This window comes from Halorubrum amylolyticum (genome assembly GCF_004114995.1).
In the GTDB taxonomy this organism is placed as follows: Archaea; Halobacteriota; Halobacteria; order Halobacteriales; family Haloferacaceae; genus Halorubrum; species Halorubrum amylolyticum.
Window position 1 is genome coordinate 1 of the sequence record NZ_SDJP01000003.1, and the last position, 21,355, is coordinate 21,355.

Below are 21,355 nucleotides of genomic sequence, written 5' to 3' on the forward strand. Positions count from 1 at the left end.
TCTCCGAATTGTCGTTGCTATTACCAATTTTGAGCGGGGAAATAATCCGGGCCGTGAGAAGCTCACGCTATGAGACTGATTCTATGACAGGCTCTTTCTTGTCCTATATTTTCGAAGACACTGTGCCATCGCCTGGGCATATCGTCGGTGTCGTACGCGCCCTCATGTGCCAATCTCAGGAACCGGATTGCTTCGTTGTCGGTGAGGTTGTCCAGATCAAGGTCAGCTACTACTCGTTCGCGCGCGTCTTTGGTGCTCATCACCCGCTCGCGTTGGATAGCTGAATGAAAATGGAACCAGAACATGAAGTTCCCTTCCGATGGAATTGTTGGCGGGTGCCCGGGATTAAGTCGGTCGGGATAACCGGGAGTGCTGAGAGTGTTGGGAGGGCCGTCAGGAACAAACGTCGCAACATGTGTCGACACGCACCTATGGTCAGAAAAATCCTCTTCCGAGCAGCATGGATGGGACTGTACAAGCCGATGAACCGAGATCAACGGTAAGAGGCCCGAGGAACCAGTCGGGAAAATCGATTGAAGGCGAAACAGAGGGGCGAATGTTGTGACGGTTCCACTCCTTCAGCGGATTATAGAACAGGGACTAAATTTCGTCGCTCCAATTCAGGAGCCATGGTTACTTCAGAGGGGGCTACTGGCGCTTTGCTCGGTCTCGCCTGTGGCGATGCCTTAGGTCGTCCCGTGGAATTCCGCTCCGCGGAGGAGATCGCTGATCAGCACAGCACCGTGACGGAGATGCTCGGCCGCGGGTCACATGGGCAACCCGCGGGAACCGTTACTGACGACACTGATCTCGCGGTGTGCATCGCACGGAGCCTCGTCGAGCAGGGAGACTTCAACGGGAATGATATCGCCGACCGATTCCACGAGTGGTACGAGAGTGATCCGTTCGACATCGGGCTGATGACCGCCGATGCCATCCGCGAGTACGCGAACGGAACGTCCTGGCGAGACGCTGGGCGCGAGGTCTGGCAACACCGGACCGAAGGATCGAATGCCGGCAACGGCAGCGTGATGCGGTGTGCACCGCACGCGATTGCCTTCGCCGACGATCCCGACGCGCTCGTGCAGGTGAGTCGGCTGTCCTCGGCGATCACGCACTCCGATCCGCGATGTACCTACGGGTGCGCCGTGCTGAATTGCACGATCGCCGGGTACCTCCGGGGCGACGACGAACCGCTTACGGGCGCACTCGACCGCGTCGAACGTGACGCACCGGACGAACTCGTCGAGACGCTGCGACTGATACTGGATCACGTCGATGAGAGCCAGTTACCAAACAGCGGCTACGTCGTCCACACGCTACAGACGGCGCTGTACGACGCGCTGACAGCCGACGATGCGGAGGACGCCATCGTGACCGCAGTCAACCGCGGCGGCGACACAGACACTATCGGAGCCGTCACGGGCGCGCTCGCCGGCGCACGCTTCGGGAGCGACTCACTTCCTGACCGGTGGCTCACCACCATCAACTATCGTGAGGACTTCGAACTCCTTGCGCAAGCACTGGCAACGACGGATATCGACGCAGGGACTTGACCGGTTCTAGGTTGTGTCAAGAACCTGGTCCCACAGACTGGGTAGATCCTTGATGCGTTCCCATCCGTCCGCTTCATTGATGTTCTCGTCAACGATGGTGATGTCCTCGAAGTCCTCGTCAAGGATTTCCGCGCGTTCCATTGCCAGTGGCGGCGTACAGTAGTCCTCCTCGATCCAGACCGCCTCGCCGGTTTCGGGATCGAACCGAGCGTTCTGTAGAGCCTTCGTCATCGCTCGACCGAACGGCTCCATCTGCTCGATGTCACCACTCTCCACACGCTCACGTAATTCGGAGAGGCGCTGCCGAATAGGCAGTGCACGCACGAAGCGATACGCCATAGTCGCAGATAGGTCAGTCCCGGTAATAAACGTTCGACGCGTCCATCGTACTCTCTACGAAACCGATCTTGATGATCTCGCTATCGAGTTAGAACGGATCAACAACTGGGCAGGATTCCACTCCGATTACGAGTACGAACACTATTACATAACAGCGTGTCACCACGAGCGGTACAACAGTGATCAGGACAAGTAAGAAGCAGAATCCGTTGAGCAGGCGGTTGCGATTGGAGTACTTGATTTGAACCTTAGAATGCGTACATCTATTGTACCGCTAACGATGTCACTGCAATCGTCTCCTTCCCGTCCAACCCGGAGGATCCAGGCTTCCGCGAAGCGCAAAAAGACCTCTTGGAGGTGCTGGAACGGCAGAACCCGATCTTCAGTTACGTGGCCCGCCGAATGCTCACCGAACAACCCTGGACCGACGGGAACGGCACGATCGAAGACGTTCGCCGCATTGTCCGCGAATTCTACGACGAAGCCGGTCGAGAGCAACCCGAGTACTTCCCCGCTGACGAGCCGGCCGAGAAGACGTACGACACGGGGCGGTTGAAGTGGCAGCGGGATATCCAAGGCGGCCGTGTCACGTTCGAGTCGGAACCGAATGCTATTACAGCTGACTTCGACCGCGAAGAGTACGAAGTGTACGACTACGAGAAGCGCCTCCCCAAACGGTTCATGTCCGAAAAATCGTCCACAAGCGTCTACATCGGCGCACCCGAGGAATTCGCTGAGTGGATCGGATACTCCGTCACCGAACTCCTAAACGGCGCGGCCGAAACCGGCACGGACACCACGCAGTCAACCACCACGGAAGATACGTCGAATACGGACAACTCAGGGGGATTCTTTTCTCGGCTGTTCGGGGACTAATCTCGTCGGTTCTTTGTTCGACTCTCACGGGGGACTACACGAGCTCCATCGCCTGCTCGGTCAGCCGGTAGCGATACGCTGGTCGAACAAACACGATCTGCCCGTAGTTTTCCGATTTCGTGACCTCTTCAGAGGACTCAATCGCTTCAACAGCCGTATTGAGTCGATCTACTGGATCGCCGGACTGCAGAAAGTCGATGATTTGCTCTGGTTCAATACCGAACTCCGCAGCGAGGATACTTCGGATTGTCCGCCCAGCACCGTCAGCGACGGCGACAGACGGTACCGAGGCACGGGCTTGCGGCCCGTCCCGCTCCGCAGCATCCTCAGAAAGCGCCGTGACCTGCAGCTCATCGTCGATATGCGCGATGAGGGCCTTCAGATTCGCTTCAGCTTCCTCAGTCACTTGCCCGTTCACGATGTCGTCAAGCCGCTCGCTAATCGCAAAGACGTCCGGCCCGGGCGGCGCTGTCTGCGCAAGGATCCCGATATCCACGAGATGATTGAGTACCGTCCTCGGTTGGTACTCGATATCGACATCAAGCGAGTCAATCATCTCCGCTCGTTTGATACCCTCTTCCTCGGAGTCGATCCCTGCCTTGTAGAACGCTTTTGCAACGGTTACCTGATCGGAAACGCTGTGCGTGTTCCCCTTTTGTTCCCGAATATACCGCTCCAAGCGGTCGAAATTAGCGTCATCTTCCTCGTCAATCGTGAGCGCGTCTCTGACTGTGTCTGGAAGTTCTGGACGCGGCGCATCACGGTGCCGCTGGGCTTTCTCCGACAGGCGCGTGTTATCGTAGAGCGCACGCGCGACGGGGAGCCCACGGAGATAATTGTACTCGTAGAGAATCTCCACACCGTGTTCAGTCAGGCCGTAGAACTGACTGGGGAGATCGCGCGCGTCCTCATTCGGCGGGTACCGATAACAGTCGATAATATCGTTGTCACTGAGAACCTCCAGCTGATCCCGGATTGCGGCCTTGTTCTTCGGCATCATGTACGCCAACTCATCGAGTGAGGGGAGATGCTCTGGGTGGCCAAGGATGAACTGCAGAATCAAGTGTCGCGTCTCCTGGGAGAGAAGGTCGTAGATCTGCCGCTGTTCCTCAAACGGGCCGCCACCCTCCGCGGCAGGCGCATCACTCATAATCTCACTTGAGAGTACCTCGGCGACGCGAATAATACTTTGGGTCAACTGGTGTGGTCAATCGGCGTATTAGACATATTGGTTAGCAACCTATTTATCTATTCCCCAAGGAGCACACAGTATGGCTGACCCCGGCCCGCCTCCGAATGCAGCGGAGATCATGGAGAGCGTGAACGATGCACTCCAAGGTCTCGAATTAGAACCTCACGAAACATCGGACATACTGGGGTTCGCCAACCGAGAGCTTCCGCACCTCCACACTCCCGAAGACTCGTATTTCATCCTCGGCAGCTACCGCGACCCCTACATTCGACGGCTCCGTATCGTCCAGAACGAACTCGACAAGCGACTCGGTACATACCCGTTCCTGATGGGCGATCTCCAAGAATTAGATATTGACCGGCTCCCGGTCTTCCGCATTCGATTCACACTCCTCGCTGCGCACGCCGACACCATCGTCGCCGTGTATGAACAGGACGCCGGCGGCGAAATCACCGAACTCGGAAAGAGCAGCACGACACCGTACTTCGACAAATCCTACGTGCTACCGCGAGACTACAGGTGGATGACCGAACAGAACCTCGACACAGAAGCAGACGTCATCGCCGCTGCCGCGACTATCTACTTCAACGACGATCTCGACGAAGCTACCACCGAAGAAGAGCTGGACTCGCTCATCACAGCGGCGAACAAGAACGACATCGATCTTGCGAAACCAGACATCATAGAGCGACTTGAAGATCGAGACGACAGCGAAGACGCCCCAGTTTCATACAGTTGGGTGCATCTCAATGAATTCCGGCTTTTCGAACTTCACGGGCGGTGCCTCGCGTGGAGCACTCCCGACAATCTCCGCGATGTCGTAGCAGAAATCCCGTAACACGTTGTATCGATTCAGCGCTGTCAGCCCGGATCAGATTTACTACCCAGTTTCAAGTATGTCAGCGGCTGGAATCGACTCGACAGTCACATTCACGGATGGTGTTGAGTCGGCCTCGATGAGTCCGAGGTCTTCCCCTCGTTCAATCACGGTCAAAATGGCATCCGTAACTGCCTGCTCATCCACTCCATCCACTGTTGCGATCACACCATTACCGAATAACACAGCGGTGGTCATTGGCTGGTCTACGTGGTAAATCAAACCGGAGAACCGTTCTGGCTCGTACTCAATATTCGCTAATCCGAGACCGATTGCGAGCGCATTAAGATTTAAATCGGATTCTAATTCAACGTATCCCGCTGTTTCACCAGTGTTCAATTCGACACCAACATCAGTGAGCGCGTCACGTACCGTGTCCGGGGTAAGTCCCTCGGTAGTCATATGAATGGCACACCGGGCACCAGTGTTGTAAATCTACTGCGAGATAGTGATTAGTCTAAGCTCTGAACGCCAGTCGAGTCTCCCTCCCCGAAATCAGCCGATTCGGACTGTGTCGGTTCGCGTTGTCGTTCGTCATATGCTTCGCGCCATTCCTTGATGACTGGCCTGCTTCCAGCACCGTGTGGTGTGCGTCGCTGTCGAACCTGGATTAGTGCTGGCGTGTTCATTGCGTCACCAGACACGACCGCTTGCCCTGGAGTTAACCCGGGCAACTCCCGAAGCACGTCCTCGCCAGCGGCCTCCACTGAGTTTTTGATCGCGTCCTGGTCATTCGGGTTCTTGATCTGCATCGAGATCTGCGTGCCGCACTGCGACAGTACGTCTTGATCGATTTTCGACGGGCGTTGACTGATAATTCCGAGTCCGAATCCGAACTTGCGGCCTTCAGACGTGATCGTTCGCATGATCCCTAGCGATGGGGCTTCACCGGAGGCTGGAGCAAAGCGGTGTCCCTCTTCGAACAAGGCGAAAATCGGATGCTCGATATCCGAATCCCGGTCTCGCACGTCATCGAGTCGCTCTCGGTACATCCGCCGCAGAAGAACGGTCGTGATAAGTTGCTGATCCCGCCGATCCAACGTATCCATCTGAAGGACGGTACACTGCCCTGGGTCCACAATTTCATCCAGCGGCACGTTCTCTTCAGGATGGAAGAGGTCATTCCGTTCGATCGATCGGCGGAGCCGCCATTCTAATGCGCCGACGCTTGCGTCATCATCGTCGTAGATCCGCTCCATCTCACCGATCAGTTCATCAATCCCCCATGTTCGACTTTCCTGACGTTGCATGGCTCGCCATGCCGTCGAAAGCCGCTCTTGCATCCGATTGCTCGGATTATCCAAGATTGCCATGACATCGCCGATTTCCAGTTCAGAGATGCGAACGCGAAGTCGCTCCGGATCGTAGTACTCGATCTCTGGCTCATACCCATCCTCGCCCTGAAAGGCCTCTTCACCCTGCATTTCCGCTAACGTATCGTACTCACCGTGCGGGTCAAACACGAGTAGTGATGCACGCGAACTCGGACGCATCATCTCCTCGATCAGGACCGACGCTGTGTAGGATTTCCCGCTCCCTGTTGAAGCGAGAATCGCTAGGTGTGTCGAAGCGAATTCTTCGATTGGAATGTGTAGATTTGTCGCCTCTGCCGGTCGATTCAACAGCCAGCCGACGTGCGCGACTCCGTCAAGCGTTGTGACATCCGTGCTGTCAGTTTCACAGCCGAGGTTCGGCAACACGGTTTCGAGTTGCTGGTGTGGTGCGATCGACAGTGGCGTCCCCGGGTCAGGCAGCTGGCGAGGATTAGCGAACGTCGTCATATTCGTGTCGTAGTACCCTATGACCGTTGCTGTCAACCGGTACAACTCGGTATCATCAGTCGGCACGCCGAGCGTTGCCGCAACTGTCTCCGGCCCGATCTCCGGATCTGCAAGGAACCCTTCAGGAAGCCCCCGAATCAGTTCACGATTCGTCACGCGAGCGAACACCGATCGTGGCTCACCTTCTACCGAGACCGTGTACGTGATGAACTCACCCGTCTTGATCGACTTGTCCGACGGAGTCACGAACACGAATTCGTTCGGATCTTCACCCGGTCCAGCGACGGTTCCGACTACGTCTGATCGATCAGCCATTAGACCATCCCTCGCTGTTCACGCGCTTGCCACTGTACGTTCTGTTCAACCACGTCTAGTACCCGCTGGTTTGGATCGTCTTCCGGGAGCATCCCTCGTAACCGGTCAATCAGTGCGACGATGACCTCCGACCCGAGGTCACCAGCAATATCCAAGAGTCGATCCATGTACGCCAACTGAATCTGATCGTCGACGGTATGGAAGGAAACTGTGACCTGATCAGGACAGTGGAAGACGGTATCCTCAACTTCTAACGTCCACCGCGGCATTTGATGCGTTGGCTCTTGTATTGTCCCTTCTTCGGCGATTTCTGCGGTACCGAGAAGCGCCACGCCAGCGAGCGTGGTGCGCTCTTCGATGTATCCCGGCGTGAATTGGGCCTGGTCGTCCTGCGCTAATCGCGGCCCGGTTCGCCCCTGGTCAGGATCGACTAACTGCGTGTCATAAATCACGCCCATGACGGCGTGCTCGGTTCCGTTGACGGGTTTCTTGATGAAGACTGGTTGCCCGAACTCGCGCTCGTGAAGTTCCGGTGGACGATCACAGTCACGTTCCTTGTACACCTCGGCGACGTAATCCAAGTGGCTGTTCGAGGATACGATGCTGCCAATCCGAACGCACGAATCGAGACCCGGACTGTCTCCGTCAGTTAGTGTGTCTGTCATAGCTCCGTCTCCGTACTGTTGTCTGGTCGTCGAGCGGTGCATCCTGCTGGTGCGTGCGGGGTGTGGTGGTGAATCATCGTCGTCGAAGTTCCTTGCTTAGTGCTTTAGCGTCCCATTCCAACGGCACGTCGTTCGATTCAGCCCAGCGTTGGACGACGCGCTGGAACTGTTGGCGGTCCTGATGGTCTAACACAGCGTCGCTATCGGCCTGTTGCAGGATTTCAGGATAGCCACGTCCGATGCCTGCTTCTGCCCACACAATGTCGACGGTGTACTCGTACATCGAATCGTACCCGTCGGGACCGTTACTGCGGCACAGCCACCCGGGGAATTCGATTCGGTCGAGTCCAGCGCCTGGTGGCACGTTCAAGTACGAGAACAAGATGTCATCGCGGAATTCGTATGCTTCCCCGTTATACGTTGTCTGCAACGCGTCGATACTCCCGTCGCGTTTCGAGATGAATGGGATTGTCGTGTCTCCCCACGGGCTCATCAACTCCGTCAGGACGTGCGCATCCGGAATGACGCGATCTGTCCCGAACTCCTCGCGTAACAGGAGCCGCGTCATCTTCACGAGTTCAGTCGCGCTCGACCCGGCAACGTATCCCACCAGCGGGATGTCGTGGTGCTGACTCGCTGCAATAACTCGACTCAGCGTGGAGATGTACCGCTCTCGGGTCTCCGGCTTCAACGGGTTCGCAAACGACGCAATCAACGGCCCGTCATAGAACACGACCGGCGTCTGATCGATATCACCTGCATCACGCGCGTCAGCTAACTCCGAAAGTTGGTCGATGAGTAGCTGTCCTTCGTGTTCGAACCGATGATGGCCAACGAGTTGGGAATCAACGAACCGGTAGTCACCGTCCTCTGATTCTTGTGTGACCTCGTCAGGCGTCAAGAGTCGCCCTTCGACGCCGCGATCAAGCCGACCCTCCGCGTGATGGTGGTTGACTGCCCATGCCGCTTGGACGTACGCGAGCGGGACGTTGAATTGCGTTGTCGGCGGGAGCTGTGACCCATCGACAGCCATCACCGGCACGTCACGAATGATATCGCGCGCCCACTCGTTGACCTCCTCGTGATTCTCCCACCCGTCACTCTCCGGGTACGGAACGATGAGACTATCTACCTCATCGAACTCGTCTGTCGGATACGCTCCTGGGTATGACGCGTCCTGGAGCGAGGCTCGAATCTCAGCACTCGTCCACTCGTCGGGCAACCGCTGAAACGCGTCTTGATACCGTTCTACGATCCCCGTATCGTCTTCGAGATACGTCTTAATCGTGTCAACGTTCGCCTCCAATTCAGACGCGACACCGCGTTTATCGATCGGCATTAATTGACCGACACCTCCGATGTCTGCCGGTCTTTCTCGATGGTAATCGTGTAGTCAGTCATCGAATCGAACGTCTGGTCGTGACTAATGACCGTGAGTTGCTCGAAACTATCCAGCTGTTTGAGCTGGGTGACGAGATTCCGTTTCTTTTGCCGGTCGAGGTTCGCTGTCGGTTCGTCCAAGAATGCGATCCCCACGGACGCTAACTGTTCGAGAATCGCCAGTCGCACCGCAAGTGCAGCTGCCATCTTCTCCCCACCGCTCAGCGTGGAAAACGACTTTCTGACATCCGCATCGTGCACGACGATTTCGTAGTCGCTCGTCCACTCCAGCGTCTCAGCCGATGCGCCGCGAATCGACCGGAACAACTCATTCGCCCGGGATCCAATCCGGTCGGTGATGATCTCTCGCATTTTCGGCCCGGCCTCGCGGACGTTCTCCCGCACCCAGTCGGCGAACTGCTGGTCCGCTTTCAGTTCCTTCACCTGCTGGAGTTTCTCCTGGCGCTCCTCTAGCTTCGTCTCCAACACCTCGATCGTTTCACGAACCTCCTCCAAATTCTCCTTCTTATGCTCTAATGACCGCCGATCACCTGCCAATTCCTCCTTGAGGTCCTCAATGTCTGACTCCAGCGTCTCGAATCGCTCGTCATCGAACGACGCTTTCGTCTCCTCCAGTTCTGCCTTCGTCTCTTCAAGATCCGCTTCGAGGTCTGCAAGCTCGCTCTCCAAGTCTTTGACTCTCTCCCGCCGCTCCTCCACCTGCGACGCTTGCTGCTCGTACTTGATATACGTCTGATGTGCCGACTCCGTCTCCTCCAGCGTTTCCTTGACCTCCGTCAACTCTTCATCCAGGCCCTCGAACGCTTCCAACTCGTCTTCGATATCCGCCAGCGCCGACTGTTCCTCCTCTAGTTCCGCCCGTTTTGCCTTCAACTCATCAGGGACATCAGCATGCTCCTTCACTCGGAATTCAGCAGTCTGGTACTCGTCGTACGCCTCCTCCAAGTCGTTTCGCTCGGCTTCGATATCCGGGAGCCCCTCCAATTCGTCTTCCAAGTCCGCTAACTCTGACTCCATCTCTTCCTTCTCGGCGCGCAGATCTTCGATCTCACCTTCCAACGACTCGATTTTCTCCCGATGAACAGGGAGCTTATCAACGCGCTGCTTGACCTCTCGCGCCGTGTTACGCCGCTCACGCAACGCATCAAGTTTCTCGGCGAGTTCCTCACGCTCCGTCTCGATTTCCCCGATCCGGGCTTCACGCTGCTCAATCGTCTTCGACCGGTGATCCTCGTTTAACGGACGGTCACACGTCGGGCACGGCGCATCAACATCCGTGTCACGTAACCTGTCCAACTGTTCTTCGAGCCGCTCATGCTCGCTCTCCAGTTGCTTCCGGCTCGCCTCTCGGTCGTTGATCTCACCGGAGAGTGCTTCCGGATCCGTCGTCCCCTCCCACTCGTCTTCTATCTCCGCAATCGTCTCTTCTTTCGCCTCGATTTCGCGCTCCTTCGATTCGATCTGCTCTGCCAACTGCTCGATTTCCTCTTCTAACGCCTCTACGTCGTCCTCGCGGTCTTTCAGCGACTCAATACGGTCATCAAGCTCCTCATACCGTTCTTTCTCCTCTTCACGCGCCTCCAACGTGTCCCGAGCCGCCTCCAGTTCTTCCAGATCCTCTTCCAGCTGTTCGACCTCGAATTCGATCGCCTGGATCGTGTCTTTCTGTTCGTCTCGGTCCGCGACGAGCGCGTCCCGTTCGGCCTCCTGTTCCTCTAACTCATCCTGCCGCTCGCGTGCCTCCTCGTACTGACGGTACCCCTCGCGGTTCGCCTCGCACTTCTCCTGTGCCTCTTCGGCGGCTGTGAGTTCCTCCTTCGCCGTCCCCAAATTGTCTTTAGTCGAGTCGATGTCCCCTTCCAGCGAATCAACCTCCTGATCAAGACGGTCGATTTCCTCTTCAACAGCTTCCAACTCTTCGTACTCTTCTTCTTTCTCCGACAACTCGCCGGCTTTCCGTTCGATCCCGGCTTCAATTTCCTCAACGTCATCGGCCAACGACTCCGCTTCCGCTCGCTCGTCCGGCAACCCCTGCACCTCGCCGGTGAGCGTATCAATGTCCCTACGGAGATCCTGCTGCCGACTCTCGATTGCGTCCGGCACGTCCTTGAGCGTCTCCCACGACCCCTCGTACGCGTCCAGATTCAGGAGCGCATCGAACGTTGCCTTGCGATTTCGAGGCGTTTGCGAGAAGTCCGATAGGAATCGCGTTTGGGGTACCCCGATGCTGGAACTCCAGAGACTGCTAAGCTCGTCTCCATCTTCAACATCGAAGCGCGCACACAACCAGTCCACCAACTGCGTCTTGGAATCGATGTCCTGATCGATCCACTCGTCAGCATCGGGATCATACCGGTGCACGCCGTACTTCGACCGGCCGACCGATCGAACAACTTTGTACCGGTCCGTCCCGTTCTGTGTGTCCTGCTCGAACGTGACTTCGACCGTTCCGGAACTCGCGCCTTCCCGCACGAACTCCTTGTTGTTGAAGGGGAGCGAGTCGAACAACGCGAATCCGATGGCCTCCTGAACCGTCGATTTCCCCGCGCCGTTCTCACCGAGAATCGCCGTCACGCCGCCTTCGATCGGCACGACAGTCCGATCCTCATACGACTTGATGTCTTCCAACGCAACCTCCGTGATTCTCATTGCTCCACCACCTCCCCTGCCTCCGTCTCTCCGTCTGCTTCGTCGCCGTCTGTCGTGTCACCAGACGCTTCCTCGCCTGTGTCAGCATCGGCGAACGGATCTTCTTCAATGTCCAGCACGACGTCGTCTGTCAGTTCTGGGAACAACTCCTGGCGCGCCGAACTCACGGAGTCACGAATATCCTCAACAGCTTCGCCAGCTTGGGCCATCTGATGAGCGTTCCCTAACACGTCAGCGACATCGGCTGCGTGGTCATCGTAGATCGATTCCTTCGCAATCGTCTCGAAAACGCGGTGTTCTAACGCAGCCGTGTTCAGCTGCCCATCTTTGAACACTTCGTCCTCGTCGATTTCCGAGAGAAGTTGCTGCACGTTCGCCGTCCGAATCCCTGTATTTACTTGGACGTACAATGCGTCGCACGTGTCTTCTACCCACGCCGCAAGTTCATCCGTTCGGAAATCCCCACGGCTAAACTGCAACGTGCCCGTGAACCGAAGATCGATAATCGGTTCTCGCGGCTCGCCTTGTGCCGTGAACTCGTCCTGACTGCAGTATTCTGTCATCGCAGCCTGCTCATCCTGAACGTGCTCTTGAAACGCGGTTTCGAGGTCGCCAGGTGACTCATGCGCCGTCACGTCGAATTCAATCCGGTAGTACGGCCGTCGCTTCGTCGGATGATGCTCCACGTCGAACCCAATCGCGTCACCACCAGCCCCGGAGCCTCCGACGTCGAGCATGACCGAGTAATAGCCGTGCTCCCACTCAGGCCTCCCTTCCCGCGTATTATGCGCTTCCGGCGACCCGGGATTGTAGATCCACCCACCCGACTCGTACCGCTTGTGAATGTGCCCGAGCGCCAGGTAATCCACGACGTCTTTCACGTCTCGCAGCTCGCCATGGGTTACTGTCCCGCCGAGCGTCGGCACCTCGTCTTCCATCCCGAAATGCGCCAGCAACACAGTCCACGCCGGCTCACCATGCATCTCATTCGTCTCCTGAATCCCCTTCGCCACCTGCTGGAGCGCCTGGTCTGTCTTCGCGCCGCGCCACTGCAGGCCGAACACGCGAATCGGCCCGTCTACGTCCGCGGCATCAATATCATAAAACCCTGCAGACTGCCCCGGTTCGTCCGGATCGTACGGGTTGAGCCACGCTGTCTCCGGGTCCGCGTTCAGATCAGCCTGCAAGAACACGATGTGTCCGCGCTGATGAAGGTAATTCAGCCACGTCACGTCACGCGGCGTCAGATTCTCGTCGTGGTTACCGCGCGAGACTAACACCGGTACCTCATCGGGGATCTGTTCGAGTTCCTGTTCGATCTGATGCAGGATCTTCGGGCGCAAATCCCGTGAGTGGAACAGGTCACCCGGTGACAGAATCGCATCCGTTTCGCGCTCCTCAATCATCTCTTGGAACGCAGCACGCGTGGTCGATACCATATCGTCCTCGCGTTGTTTCAACCCGTATTGTCGATGGCCAAGATGCGTATCAGCGATGTGTGTAAGTGTCAGCATGATCAGTGTGTCGTGGAGGGTACTTGTTCAGCCGAGCGTGCTACCAAATCACGGGCCTGAAAGTATGTGACTACGTGTAACCTGACGGCTATTAAATGCCAGTCAACCAGGGTGAAAGTGAATCAGAGACGACAGACAACATAGATGGCCATACGATTGTACAGCAATCGAAAATATCGGAGCCTCTAAGCTCTCTACTTACACTTTGGGTGGCGAATCTTCATACGGATCGTTGCTGTAACAGCAAAATAGACGCATGACCTCCAAAATCTGCCAAGCAATTCAGGAAAACCGCGTAATCGAATTCCGCTACGACGGGCATTACCGAAAAGTCGAACCGTACTGTCACGGCACCAGTGAACGCGGCAAAGAATCAGTACGAGGGTATCAGGTCGCAGGAGGGAGCAACTCACGGAGCATCCCGTTCTGGCGACTCTTCACCGTCGCAAAGATCGGAGACCTAAGCCTCACCGACGAGACGTTCCAAGGAAACCGACCAGCGTACAACCCGAACGACAAGGATCTACGCGTCCACTGTAACATCTAACTCGGAGTTCTCAACGACCGATTTCCGCTTAGCGCATCCAGATTTATACTTGGCACGAGTATAATCTCAAACACGATGGCACCGTCCTACGTGAGCCGGGGTTCAGATGTCGATGAAGAACTCGCGGAGCGGCTGATTCAGCGTGTACAAGAGGATCCCGCAAAACCGTGGACTATCGTTTCGGATGTGGCTGACGCTACTGACGAGAACCCAGAGACCGGTACAGCATCGAAGACGGAACGTGGAGCGCAATTATGCGTCGCGTCACCGACGCCGCCTACCGTGATGTCTTCGACCACGGCACCACCCCCTCCCCAACGTGTCAAACGCCGTGTTCCGCGAAGGCCAAGTCACCGTCATCCCAACCAGTCACCTCCACGGCGCAAAAGAAGAACTCACCGTCCTCTCCTACATCATCGACAACAAAATCGACGACTACAACGTCGATCCCAACGTCAAAGACACTCCACTCCTCGTCGCCGTTGACGAAGCCCACAACTACGTCTCCGACCTTGCCGACGAGGCCCTGTTGGCGGCCACAGCGCCGGTGACGAAGCCCACAACTACGTCTCCGACCCAACACTCTCCGGGAACAATACATCGTCAACTGCGCTCGTGACGCCGTCAAACAAGGCCGCAAAGACAAACTCGGCCTTTTCATGATCAGAGCGTGTCATAGAAAGCGTCACGTACGAAGCTGCAGGGTGCGGGAAGTGTGTCCAACACCAGCGCAACCCTGCAAGACGTAGCTTCGGTAGACGACTTCTTGAATGTCGCGGCTACCGAGACAGTGCCGCTGTTCGAGCATCTTGAGTTCGAGTTTCTCCTGGAGTACGACGTGTTCGCCCCCTCGAAGCGGGGGCGAACACGAGTTCATCAGCCACCAGATCTCTTTCGCGGCTTTCTGCACTGCTACTACGAGGATGTCCACGGTACACGCCCGGTTGCACGAGAACTTCAGCACGGCCTCGCCTGGTACTATTGCGGACTCGACAAACCGCCGTCCAGAGACACGATTGACCGCTTTATCACCGACATCGAACACGTCATCGACGATGTCTTCGACAGGCTCGTCGAGCAGGCCGCCTATCGGGGCCTGCTCGACTCGACGTACTCTATCGATTCGACACACGTTGAGGCGATTCAGTACAACGACGCGGCGTCATGGAACTACGATCCAACAGCCGAAGAGTACTACTACGGCTTCGGCTGTATGATTGTCTCGACCGGTGCAAAGATCCCGATTGCAGCGGAGTTCACACAGGCCAAGCAAGCAGACCAGGAGACGGCGATGCGCGTCACGCGTGACGCGCTCGCCGTCGATACACCAATCTGGATGGTCGGAGACAGCGCCTATGACATCCTCGACTGGCACGACTACCTGCTGGCCGCAGGGGTCGTGCCAGTCTCCCCGTACAACCCACGAAACACTGACGACCCGAAAGACATCGAGTACAGGGTCGAAGACCGTATCAAGGAACACAGCGAGGACGTTCAGCTCAAGCAATCCATCTTGGACGAGACGTACAACCGACGGACAGGCGTTGAACGAACCAACGACGCAGTCAAGGACTGCGGCCTCGGGCACGTCCGCGCCCGAGGCCGCGTTCATGCACGAACAGAAGCGTTCCTTGCGCTTTGTCTCCGGCTCGTCGTTGCAATCACCAACTTTGAGCAGGGAGACAATCCTGGCCGTGAGAAACTCACGCTATGAGACTGATTCTATGACACGCTCGTCGTAATGGTGTCAAACCAGCACCCGACCACGATTGAATTAGATCCTCGGAGCCGCTCCCGGTTGAATTGCCAAACGCTTGAGTTCAACTCCTACAACGCTGCTCAGCTCGAACAGATACTGGAGAAGCGGGTTGAACAGGCATTTCGTCCCGGATCTGTCCCAGACAGTGTCATCACAAAGATCGCGGAACAGGTAGCCGAAAACTCGGGTGACTGTAGACAGGCCCTTTCACTACTGCTTCAAGCCGCACGAAAAGCGGAGCAGAAGGGGCTTACAGAAGTGTCAGAAGAATTTCTAACGTGACAGGATAATTCTCATGAGTATGGTTCCGGACTAGTATTAGAGTTCAGGCCGATAGACTGCTTGCCCGGTGTTTGAAGTGGGCGCGTGATAATACTAAGTCGACGAAGAGACCCGCCAGCAACCGGATATACAGCTAATACCAGGACGGCGATACGGCTTGAAAAATCAGTTGAAAACGTGTTGTCTGAAGACGGTCAAATCACCGTTTTTAGGCCACGAAACGTATCAACGTCTTGGTAAGGACGAGACCCCGAGTTCAAATCTCGGCCTAGGCTCTTTCCTCCGTACACTCCTTGTACGCACACTTTTTTGGCTACGCTCGCCTGAACGAAACCCGTTCAAGATTCGCTTCTCTCGCTAAACAGGGTATCCCTCGCCGTAATGCGATTCGCTGAACTGTCAGGACACACAAACAAATACACAGGCCGCGGTGGGATAGACCCGAAATCGACCGAGGGCGCGTCCCCTCAAGGGACACTCCTGATTTCGCTAATCAACGCTCACAGCGGGAAGAATGAAGCTTAGTCAGGAATGTGATAGAACACCCTCGATGCGGTTATCCACGACGAGTACGCGGCGAGTGATGTTCCGCCGAAACGACTATTGGTAAGACCAACGTATTACGTCTATATGTCTGAAGCAGCTACGAACGACGACGGCGGAGACGACATCGCCACGGTGAATTTCAAACTCACCGAGTCGTTCCTCGAACAGATAGACGATACGTGGCAGGGACGCGGATTCAACAGTCGGAGCGAGTTCATCCGGTACACGCTTCGAGACGCCGTCGAGTTCCCGACGTTCGACCGCGACGAACTCGTCGCCCTGCTCGAAGCCGAGGAGGACATCCGCGAGGGACGGACGACGAGCGCCGAGGAAGCCCGCGAGCGATTCGGCACGAGCGATGAGTGACGACGGGTGGACGTGGGAACTCTCCTCGACCGCCGAAGACGACCTCGACGGACTGTCCCCCGCCGACCAAGACCGGATACTCGACAACCTCGACAAAATCGTCTCCTCGCCGTGGCGCGACCCGCCGGACTGCTGTGGTCGCTCGCCGTGGGTGGCAGGCGACGGTGCTATTCCCAAGTGTAGTCGACGAGTGGATGGCCAACCGGACGTGACGCCGTCGAACCGGCGCACCGCGGGTGACTCCCACCAGTCTCTACTTACCCCTCCCGGCCGTGGGGGTACCCGACGGCCAGTTTTTCAGTCCGACCCCGCGACGACCGAGGCCGATGCCCGACGCCGCTACGGCAACCCGGACACCGAGTGAGCGGAATGGCGGGGGACGTAGCCACAGCAACTACTCTGACCAGTACGCGTGTTGTCGGCAGAAAACACTTGTAGCCTCCCGGAGAACATCTTGGGCCGATGACTGGTCCCCCGACGCCACGGCGCCCCTCCCGCCGACGAGCGTACCTAGCCGCGATCGCCACGAGCGGTCTCGGGAGCCTCGTCGGCTGTACCTCGAACGAGTCCGCGACGCCGTCGGACACCGACACCCCCGCGTCCGACAGCTCGCCGGTCGAGGTGCTGCACAACTGGACATCCGGTCCCAACAAACTCGCGAGCGAGTCGTTCACCGCGGCGTTCCGCGACGCCCACCCCGACGTTCCGACGGACGTGCGACCCGTGGCGGACGCCGCCGTCGACGACCTCGTCATGCGGCGTATCGAGGCCGACGACCCGCCCGGAGCCTTCGCGACTGTTCCCGGAGGGAACCTCGCACCGTTCGACGGCTCGCTGGCCCCCGTCGACGACGTGTGGACCGCCGACGTGGCGGACGCCCATCCGCCGATCGTCCGCGAGACGTGCCGTCGAGACCGTGCCCACCGGGCCGTTCCGGTTGCGGCCTTCCGAGTCGACACCGCATACTACAACGCCGACATTCTCGATGCGGTCGGCGTCGATCCCGAATCGCTCTCGTCCGTCGACGGGCTCCTCGCAGCCGTCGAGGCGGTCGCAGCGTCGTCAGCGACCGAGGCACGGCCGTTCAGCCACGCGTTCGGCCAGCCGTGGGCCACGCTCCAGCTGTTCGCCGCCCTGCTCGCGACCGTCGATCCCGGAGCCTACCGCGGGTTCCGCTCGGGCGGCGAGCCTCGATCTGCCGTCCGCGAGACGGTGTCGGCGGTGTCACAGCTTCTCTCTACCGCCGGAGACGATCCGGCGGAGATCCTGACCGAAGCGGGTCGCCGAGTCGGAAACGGCGAGGCGGCGGTCGTCCAGACCGGGTCGTAGCTGTCGTCATCCCTCCGGCAGGCCGGATTCGGTCACCGGGACGAAGCCGGGACTGAGGGGGGCTGGGGGCTCGTCGGTCTCGGAGACGCGCCAGTCATCCGGTACGACGCGTTCGCCTCGCCGGCGAACTCCCCCTCCGAGGGAGCCGCTGCGTGGCTCGGATTCGCGGGGTCTGTGCCCGGCCAAGTCGCGTTCAACGACCCACAGTCGGCCGAGGCGCGTCCGGATCCTGACCCCGAGGAACGCGAAACCCCGCCCGTCCCGTGCGGGGCCGTGCCTCCCCGGACGGACATCTCACCGGACCGGTTTGAGCCGCCGCTGACGGCCGTCTCGCGGGCGTACCAGAGCGCCGACGAGCGCCTGCCGTCCGTAGCTCACGGGCTGGCGTTCACGCCTGCAACGACTGACTCGCTGCTCGAAACGGTCGATGAACGGCTGGTGAGCGCCGAACCCGTCGACATCGACGCGGCGACCGACGCGCTCATCGCGGCCGTCGAAGATGCGTGATCCGATCGACGGATCCGCGCCGCGATCGACGCGCTCTCGGCCGCGACCCGGTCCTATCGCGGCGTCGCCACGACCCCGAGGTGGTCCTCGTGGTACCGGTCGAGTCGCTGCGTCTCCAGAATCTCGTAGGTCTCCCGGAGCCGGTCGAGCGCGCTCTCGAACACCGTCTCCGGGGCCGCCGTCACGTCCTCGCTGCGCGCCTTGATCGCGAGCAGCAGCCGCCCGTCATCCGCGAGGAACCGGCGATTCCGAACCGCCACCTCCGCCTGCCCGCGCGTCGCCACGTCCTGAACGATCGCGTCAACGTCGCTCTCGACGACGTGGGCGTATCGGGTCGGCGTCCGCGCGTCTTTCAGCAGCGGGAACAGCCGCTCCCGGGGCTCGGCCGCCTCGACGAGGTCCCGCGCCGGCCGCGGCGCGAACTCCACCGCGTACGTCGGCCCCGCGAAATCCGCGACGTGGCTGACCGTCGTCCCGCTGGCCGCGCCGAGGTACAGCACGGTCTCGCCGCCGGACAGCCCCGTCTCGACCCCGAGCTCGAACATCCCGCCGAGCTTCGAGCGGCCGGCGTCCCACGCGCGCCACCCGTCCGCGGTCGGCTCGCCGTACACCGGCGGGCCGCGGGTCGCCAGCCGGATCTCCCCGTCGATCTCGCGGCGTTCGACGCCCGCCGGCAGGTCGGCGTCGGTCACGCGTCACCCTCCGTGTCGGTGTCGGCGTCATCGTCCCCGCTACCGTCGCCTCCTTCCTCCGCGCGCGCTCGGATCGTCGCCATCCGCTCGTGAAGCTCCTCGTGGAGCGTCTCGCGGCGCTCGCCCGAGTAGTGGTCAACCCGAGCCGCGAGCGTCAGCTTGCCCGCGAGCGCCCGCGCGGCCGACCCGCGATCCTCCGGACGGGTGTTCCGAACGTACTCGTGCGTGTAGATGATCCCGTGTTTCGGCGAGGGGGCGCGCCCGGAGAGGTGCGCGAACAGCGCGTCCTCCGCGCCGAGCACCTGTACGGTCCCCGAGGGCTTCTTCGCGAGCGGTTCCAGCCCGCCCGCGAGCGCGATCAATCTCGCCGCGAGCTCCGGGCCGGCCATCTCGGCGAGATTCGGCGCCACCGCCGGCGCGGTCCGCTCGATCGTCTCGGCGAGCGCGTCGCGCTCGGCAGCGAGGTCGACCACTCGCGCCGCGAGCGAGACGGCGCGCCGCTCCAGCTCGCTCTCCGGTTCCCGCTCCGCCACGGCGCGGGCGCCCTCGATCCCCGGCTCGGCGTCGTCGAAGAGGCTCCCGGCCCACTCCGCGACGCGCTCGGCCAACTCGTTGGCGGTGCGCTCGCAGTCGTCCATCGCCCGCACCGCGTGGACGAGCTGTTTGTCGTCGGCGCGCTCGCGCTCGTGGACCGCCTCGCGGGTCGCCGCCACGGACGCCTCGTGGAGTCGATCGTAGTAGTCGTCCCGCAAGTCAACGAAGCCGGCCTCGACGGCGAGGCCGGGCCAGTCGCGCGGCGCGTCGGCCTCGCCGTCGGCGATCCGGGCGCGGAGCGACCCCTCGTCGCCCGTCGCCCCGGAGCCGGCCGGCGAGCCGCCCGCGAACCAGCCCCTGTCCGCGTTGTCGTCGATGTCGGTCATTACCCGGGGCTACTTCGCCCGGTCGTATAGGCGTTCCCGAAACAGCGGCAGAAGTACGATGTGTGAAAACGGGAGCGCGAAAACGGAATCGTCGCGGCTACTCGTCGGCCAGTTCGATCGTCGCGCCCGCGTCGTCGGAGCCGTTGGCGTCGTCCGCATCGTCGCCGCCGGACCGGAACTCCGCGAAGACGCCGTCGGCGCCGCTCCGGAGGTCGGCGAGCGTCGCGCCCGCGAGTCCGCCGAGCGCGCCGCCGGTGCTCGCCGCGTTTCGGCTGACCAGTCCGCCGACGGCGGCGCCGACCGCCGCCCCGACCGCCGCGTACTTCGCTCGGGACAGCGCGCCCTTGATTCTGGATCGCATACACGTCACTTCGCTGCGAACTCTCAAAAACCTGTCGTCGGCGTGAGGACGGAAGCTACCGCCGGAAGCCGAAGACGCGATCACTGCAGTCGCTTCGTGGTCTCGACGAGGGGGTGGCGCGCGTAGTCGACGACTTCGATGTCGGTGATGTCGTCGAGCCCCTCCTTCTCGGCGGTCTTGGCCATCCCGAGCTCGACCGGGTGGTCGGGGACGATCACGTACGCGTCCATCTCCTCGATCCCGGCCTCGTGGGCGGCCATCACGCGGTGGTGGCCGTCGGCGAGGTGGAGCGTCCCGCCGTTGTCGATGACGACGAGCGGCTCCGCCAGCCCGCGCTCCAGCTCGTACTTGCGTCCTTCCAGCTCGTCGGCGTACACGCGGGCCTGCGTCGGCGTGAGGCCGGTGAGTTCCACCTCGCGGCGCTCCTCCGTGAGCCCGACGCCGTGGATCTGTTCGAGCGTGCGCATCAGCTTCCCGACCTTGCTCGGCGTCGCGCGCTCGATCTGCGAGCGGACCACGTCCGTGTTCGAGATGATCCCGACGAGGTTGTCGGCGTCGTCGACGACCGGGAGGCGTTGAATCCCGGACCGGAGGATGACGCGCGCGGCGTCGGTCACCTTCATGTCCGGGTGTGCCACGATGAGGTCGTCGGACATCACAGTGAAGACCGGGGCCTCGTCGTCGGCGAGCAGGAGGTCGGCCGCCGAGACGAACCCCTCGACCGTCCGTCCCTGCGTGACGGGGAACCCGTTGTGACCGTCGCTTTCCGCCATCCGCCGCGCGACCGCTTCCACCCTCTCGTCGGGACTCACGGTCTCGACGTCGCGGGTCATGTACTCGCCGACGGTCGGTTTCCCGCTCATCGTCCGAGGTTGGCGTCG

20 protein-coding genes and 3 pseudogenes are annotated in these 21,355 nt (G+C 59.7%); 11 read left to right on the plus strand and 12 right to left on the minus strand.

What is annotated here, in order from left to right:
- The coding region (locus tag ESO89_RS18735) for a hypothetical protein (protein WP_206731723.1) at positions 1–284 on the plus strand (284 nt) is incomplete at its 5' end.
- Between the two features lie 345 nt (positions 285–629).
- Complete coding sequence (locus tag ESO89_RS03925; RefSeq protein ID WP_128904382.1) at positions 630–1,556, plus strand: ADP-ribosylglycohydrolase family protein; 927 nt, start codon at positions 630–632, stop codon at positions 1,554–1,556.
- 6 nt (positions 1,557–1,562) lie between these two features.
- Here ESO89_RS03925 and ESO89_RS03930 read toward each other — a convergent pair whose 3' ends face one another.
- The gene (locus ESO89_RS03930; RefSeq protein WP_128904383.1) at positions 1,563–1,895 is read right to left on the minus strand and encodes a hypothetical protein; all 333 of its coding nucleotides are present in this window, start codon (positions 1,893–1,895) and stop codon (positions 1,563–1,565) included.
- 294 nt (positions 1,896–2,189) lie between these two features.
- Here ESO89_RS03930 and ESO89_RS03935 point away from each other — a divergent pair.
- Positions 2,190–2,771: pseudogene (locus ESO89_RS03935) on the plus strand (hypothetical protein); the annotation flags it as partial.
- 34 nt (positions 2,772–2,805) lie between these two features.
- On the opposite strand, the gene ESO89_RS03940 reads toward ESO89_RS03935, so the two are convergent.
- Positions 2,806–3,969, minus strand: coding sequence for a hypothetical protein (locus tag ESO89_RS03940; RefSeq protein WP_241686100.1), 1,164 nt, complete (start codon positions 3,967–3,969; stop codon positions 2,806–2,808).
- Positions 3,970–4,042: 73 nt separating this feature from the next.
- Between ESO89_RS03940 and ESO89_RS03945 the strand changes: the two genes are divergently transcribed.
- On the plus strand, positions 4,043–4,801 hold the full coding sequence (locus ESO89_RS03945) for a hypothetical protein (protein ID WP_128904384.1): 759 nt from the start codon (positions 4,043–4,045) through the stop codon (positions 4,799–4,801).
- 206 nt (positions 4,802–5,007) lie between these two features.
- On the opposite strand, the pseudogene ESO89_RS19335 reads toward ESO89_RS03945, so the two are convergent.
- The 6 genes and pseudogenes from ESO89_RS19335 to ESO89_RS03975 all read right to left on the minus strand — a co-directional run.
- Positions 5,008–5,149, minus strand: a pseudogene (locus tag ESO89_RS19335) (TATA-box-binding protein); the annotation flags it as partial.
- A gap of 143 nt (positions 5,150–5,292) precedes the next feature.
- Positions 5,293–6,936: an ATP-binding protein gene (locus tag ESO89_RS03955; RefSeq protein WP_128904386.1), complete on the minus strand. Its 1,644-nt coding sequence runs from the start codon at positions 6,934–6,936 to the stop codon at positions 5,293–5,295.
- The gene (locus tag ESO89_RS03960; protein ID WP_128904387.1) at positions 6,936–7,601 is read right to left on the minus strand and encodes a hypothetical protein; all 666 of its coding nucleotides are present in this window, start codon (positions 7,599–7,601) and stop codon (positions 6,936–6,938) included. Before ESO89_RS03960 ends, ESO89_RS03955 begins: the two co-directional genes overlap by 1 nt.
- Before the next feature lie 73 nt (positions 7,602–7,674).
- Entirely contained in the window at positions 7,675–8,940 is a 1,266-nt protein-coding gene (locus tag ESO89_RS03965) for a DNA double-strand break repair nuclease NurA (RefSeq protein WP_128904388.1), read from the minus strand.
- A complete protein-coding gene (locus ESO89_RS03970; protein WP_128904389.1) occupies positions 8,940–11,651 on the minus strand; it encodes an AAA family ATPase in 2,712 nt (903 codons plus the stop codon). The genes ESO89_RS03965 and ESO89_RS03970 overlap by 1 nt, the downstream gene beginning before the upstream one ends.
- Positions 11,648–13,165: a metallophosphoesterase family protein gene (locus ESO89_RS03975; RefSeq protein WP_128904390.1), complete on the minus strand. Its 1,518-nt coding sequence runs from the start codon at positions 13,163–13,165 to the stop codon at positions 11,648–11,650. Before ESO89_RS03975 ends, ESO89_RS03970 begins: the two co-directional genes overlap by 4 nt.
- A gap of 866 nt (positions 13,166–14,031) precedes the next feature.
- Here ESO89_RS03975 and ESO89_RS03985 point away from each other — a divergent pair.
- From ESO89_RS03985 to ESO89_RS04015, 7 genes and pseudogenes are all read left to right on the plus strand, one after another.
- Positions 14,032–14,331, plus strand: coding sequence for a hypothetical protein (locus ESO89_RS03985; protein ID WP_128904392.1), 300 nt, complete (start codon positions 14,032–14,034; stop codon positions 14,329–14,331).
- Between the two features lie 96 nt (positions 14,332–14,427).
- Positions 14,428–15,426 carry a transposase gene (locus tag ESO89_RS03990; protein WP_128904393.1) on the plus strand — a complete coding sequence of 333 codons (999 nt, stop codon included), beginning with the start codon at positions 14,428–14,430 and terminating at the stop codon, positions 15,424–15,426.
- 27 nt (positions 15,427–15,453) lie between these two features.
- A complete protein-coding gene (locus tag ESO89_RS19340; protein ID WP_394345371.1) occupies positions 15,454–15,753 on the plus strand; it encodes a Cdc6/Cdc18 family protein in 300 nt (99 codons plus the stop codon).
- Positions 15,754–16,383: 630 nt separating this feature from the next.
- Positions 16,384–16,665 carry a ribbon-helix-helix domain-containing protein gene (locus ESO89_RS04000; protein ID WP_008307424.1) on the plus strand — a complete coding sequence of 94 codons (282 nt, stop codon included), beginning with the start codon at positions 16,384–16,386 and terminating at the stop codon, positions 16,663–16,665.
- Positions 16,658–16,795 (plus strand): annotated as a pseudogene (locus ESO89_RS04005) (type II toxin-antitoxin system RelE family toxin); the annotation flags it as partial. The gene ESO89_RS04000 and the pseudogene ESO89_RS04005, both read left to right, overlap by 8 nt.
- A 332-nt stretch (positions 16,796–17,127) precedes the next feature.
- The gene (locus ESO89_RS04010; RefSeq protein ID WP_128904394.1) at positions 17,128–17,994 is read left to right on the plus strand and encodes a hypothetical protein; all 867 of its coding nucleotides are present in this window, start codon (positions 17,128–17,130) and stop codon (positions 17,992–17,994) included.
- Between the two features lie 273 nt (positions 17,995–18,267).
- The gene (locus ESO89_RS04015; RefSeq protein WP_128904395.1) at positions 18,268–18,501 is read left to right on the plus strand and encodes a hypothetical protein; all 234 of its coding nucleotides are present in this window, start codon (positions 18,268–18,270) and stop codon (positions 18,499–18,501) included.
- 53 nt (positions 18,502–18,554) lie between these two features.
- Here ESO89_RS04015 and ESO89_RS04020 read toward each other — a convergent pair whose 3' ends face one another.
- From ESO89_RS04020 to ESO89_RS04035, 4 genes are all read right to left on the minus strand, one after another.
- Entirely contained in the window at positions 18,555–19,193 is a 639-nt protein-coding gene (locus tag ESO89_RS04020) for a fibrillarin-like rRNA/tRNA 2'-O-methyltransferase (protein WP_128904396.1), read from the minus strand.
- Positions 19,190–20,113: an NOP5/NOP56 family protein gene (locus tag ESO89_RS04025; protein WP_128904397.1), complete on the minus strand. Its 924-nt coding sequence runs from the start codon at positions 20,111–20,113 to the stop codon at positions 19,190–19,192. The genes ESO89_RS04020 and ESO89_RS04025 overlap by 4 nt, the downstream gene beginning before the upstream one ends.
- Positions 20,114–20,210: 97 nt before the next feature.
- A complete protein-coding gene (locus ESO89_RS04030) occupies positions 20,211–20,474 on the minus strand; it encodes a glycine zipper domain-containing protein (RefSeq protein WP_128904398.1) in 264 nt (87 codons plus the stop codon).
- Positions 20,475–20,554: 80 nt separating this feature from the next.
- Entirely contained in the window at positions 20,555–21,337 is a 783-nt protein-coding gene (locus ESO89_RS04035; RefSeq protein ID WP_128904399.1) for a CBS pair associated ParBc domain-containing protein, read from the minus strand.
- Positions 21,338–21,355: the final 18 nt, after the last annotated feature.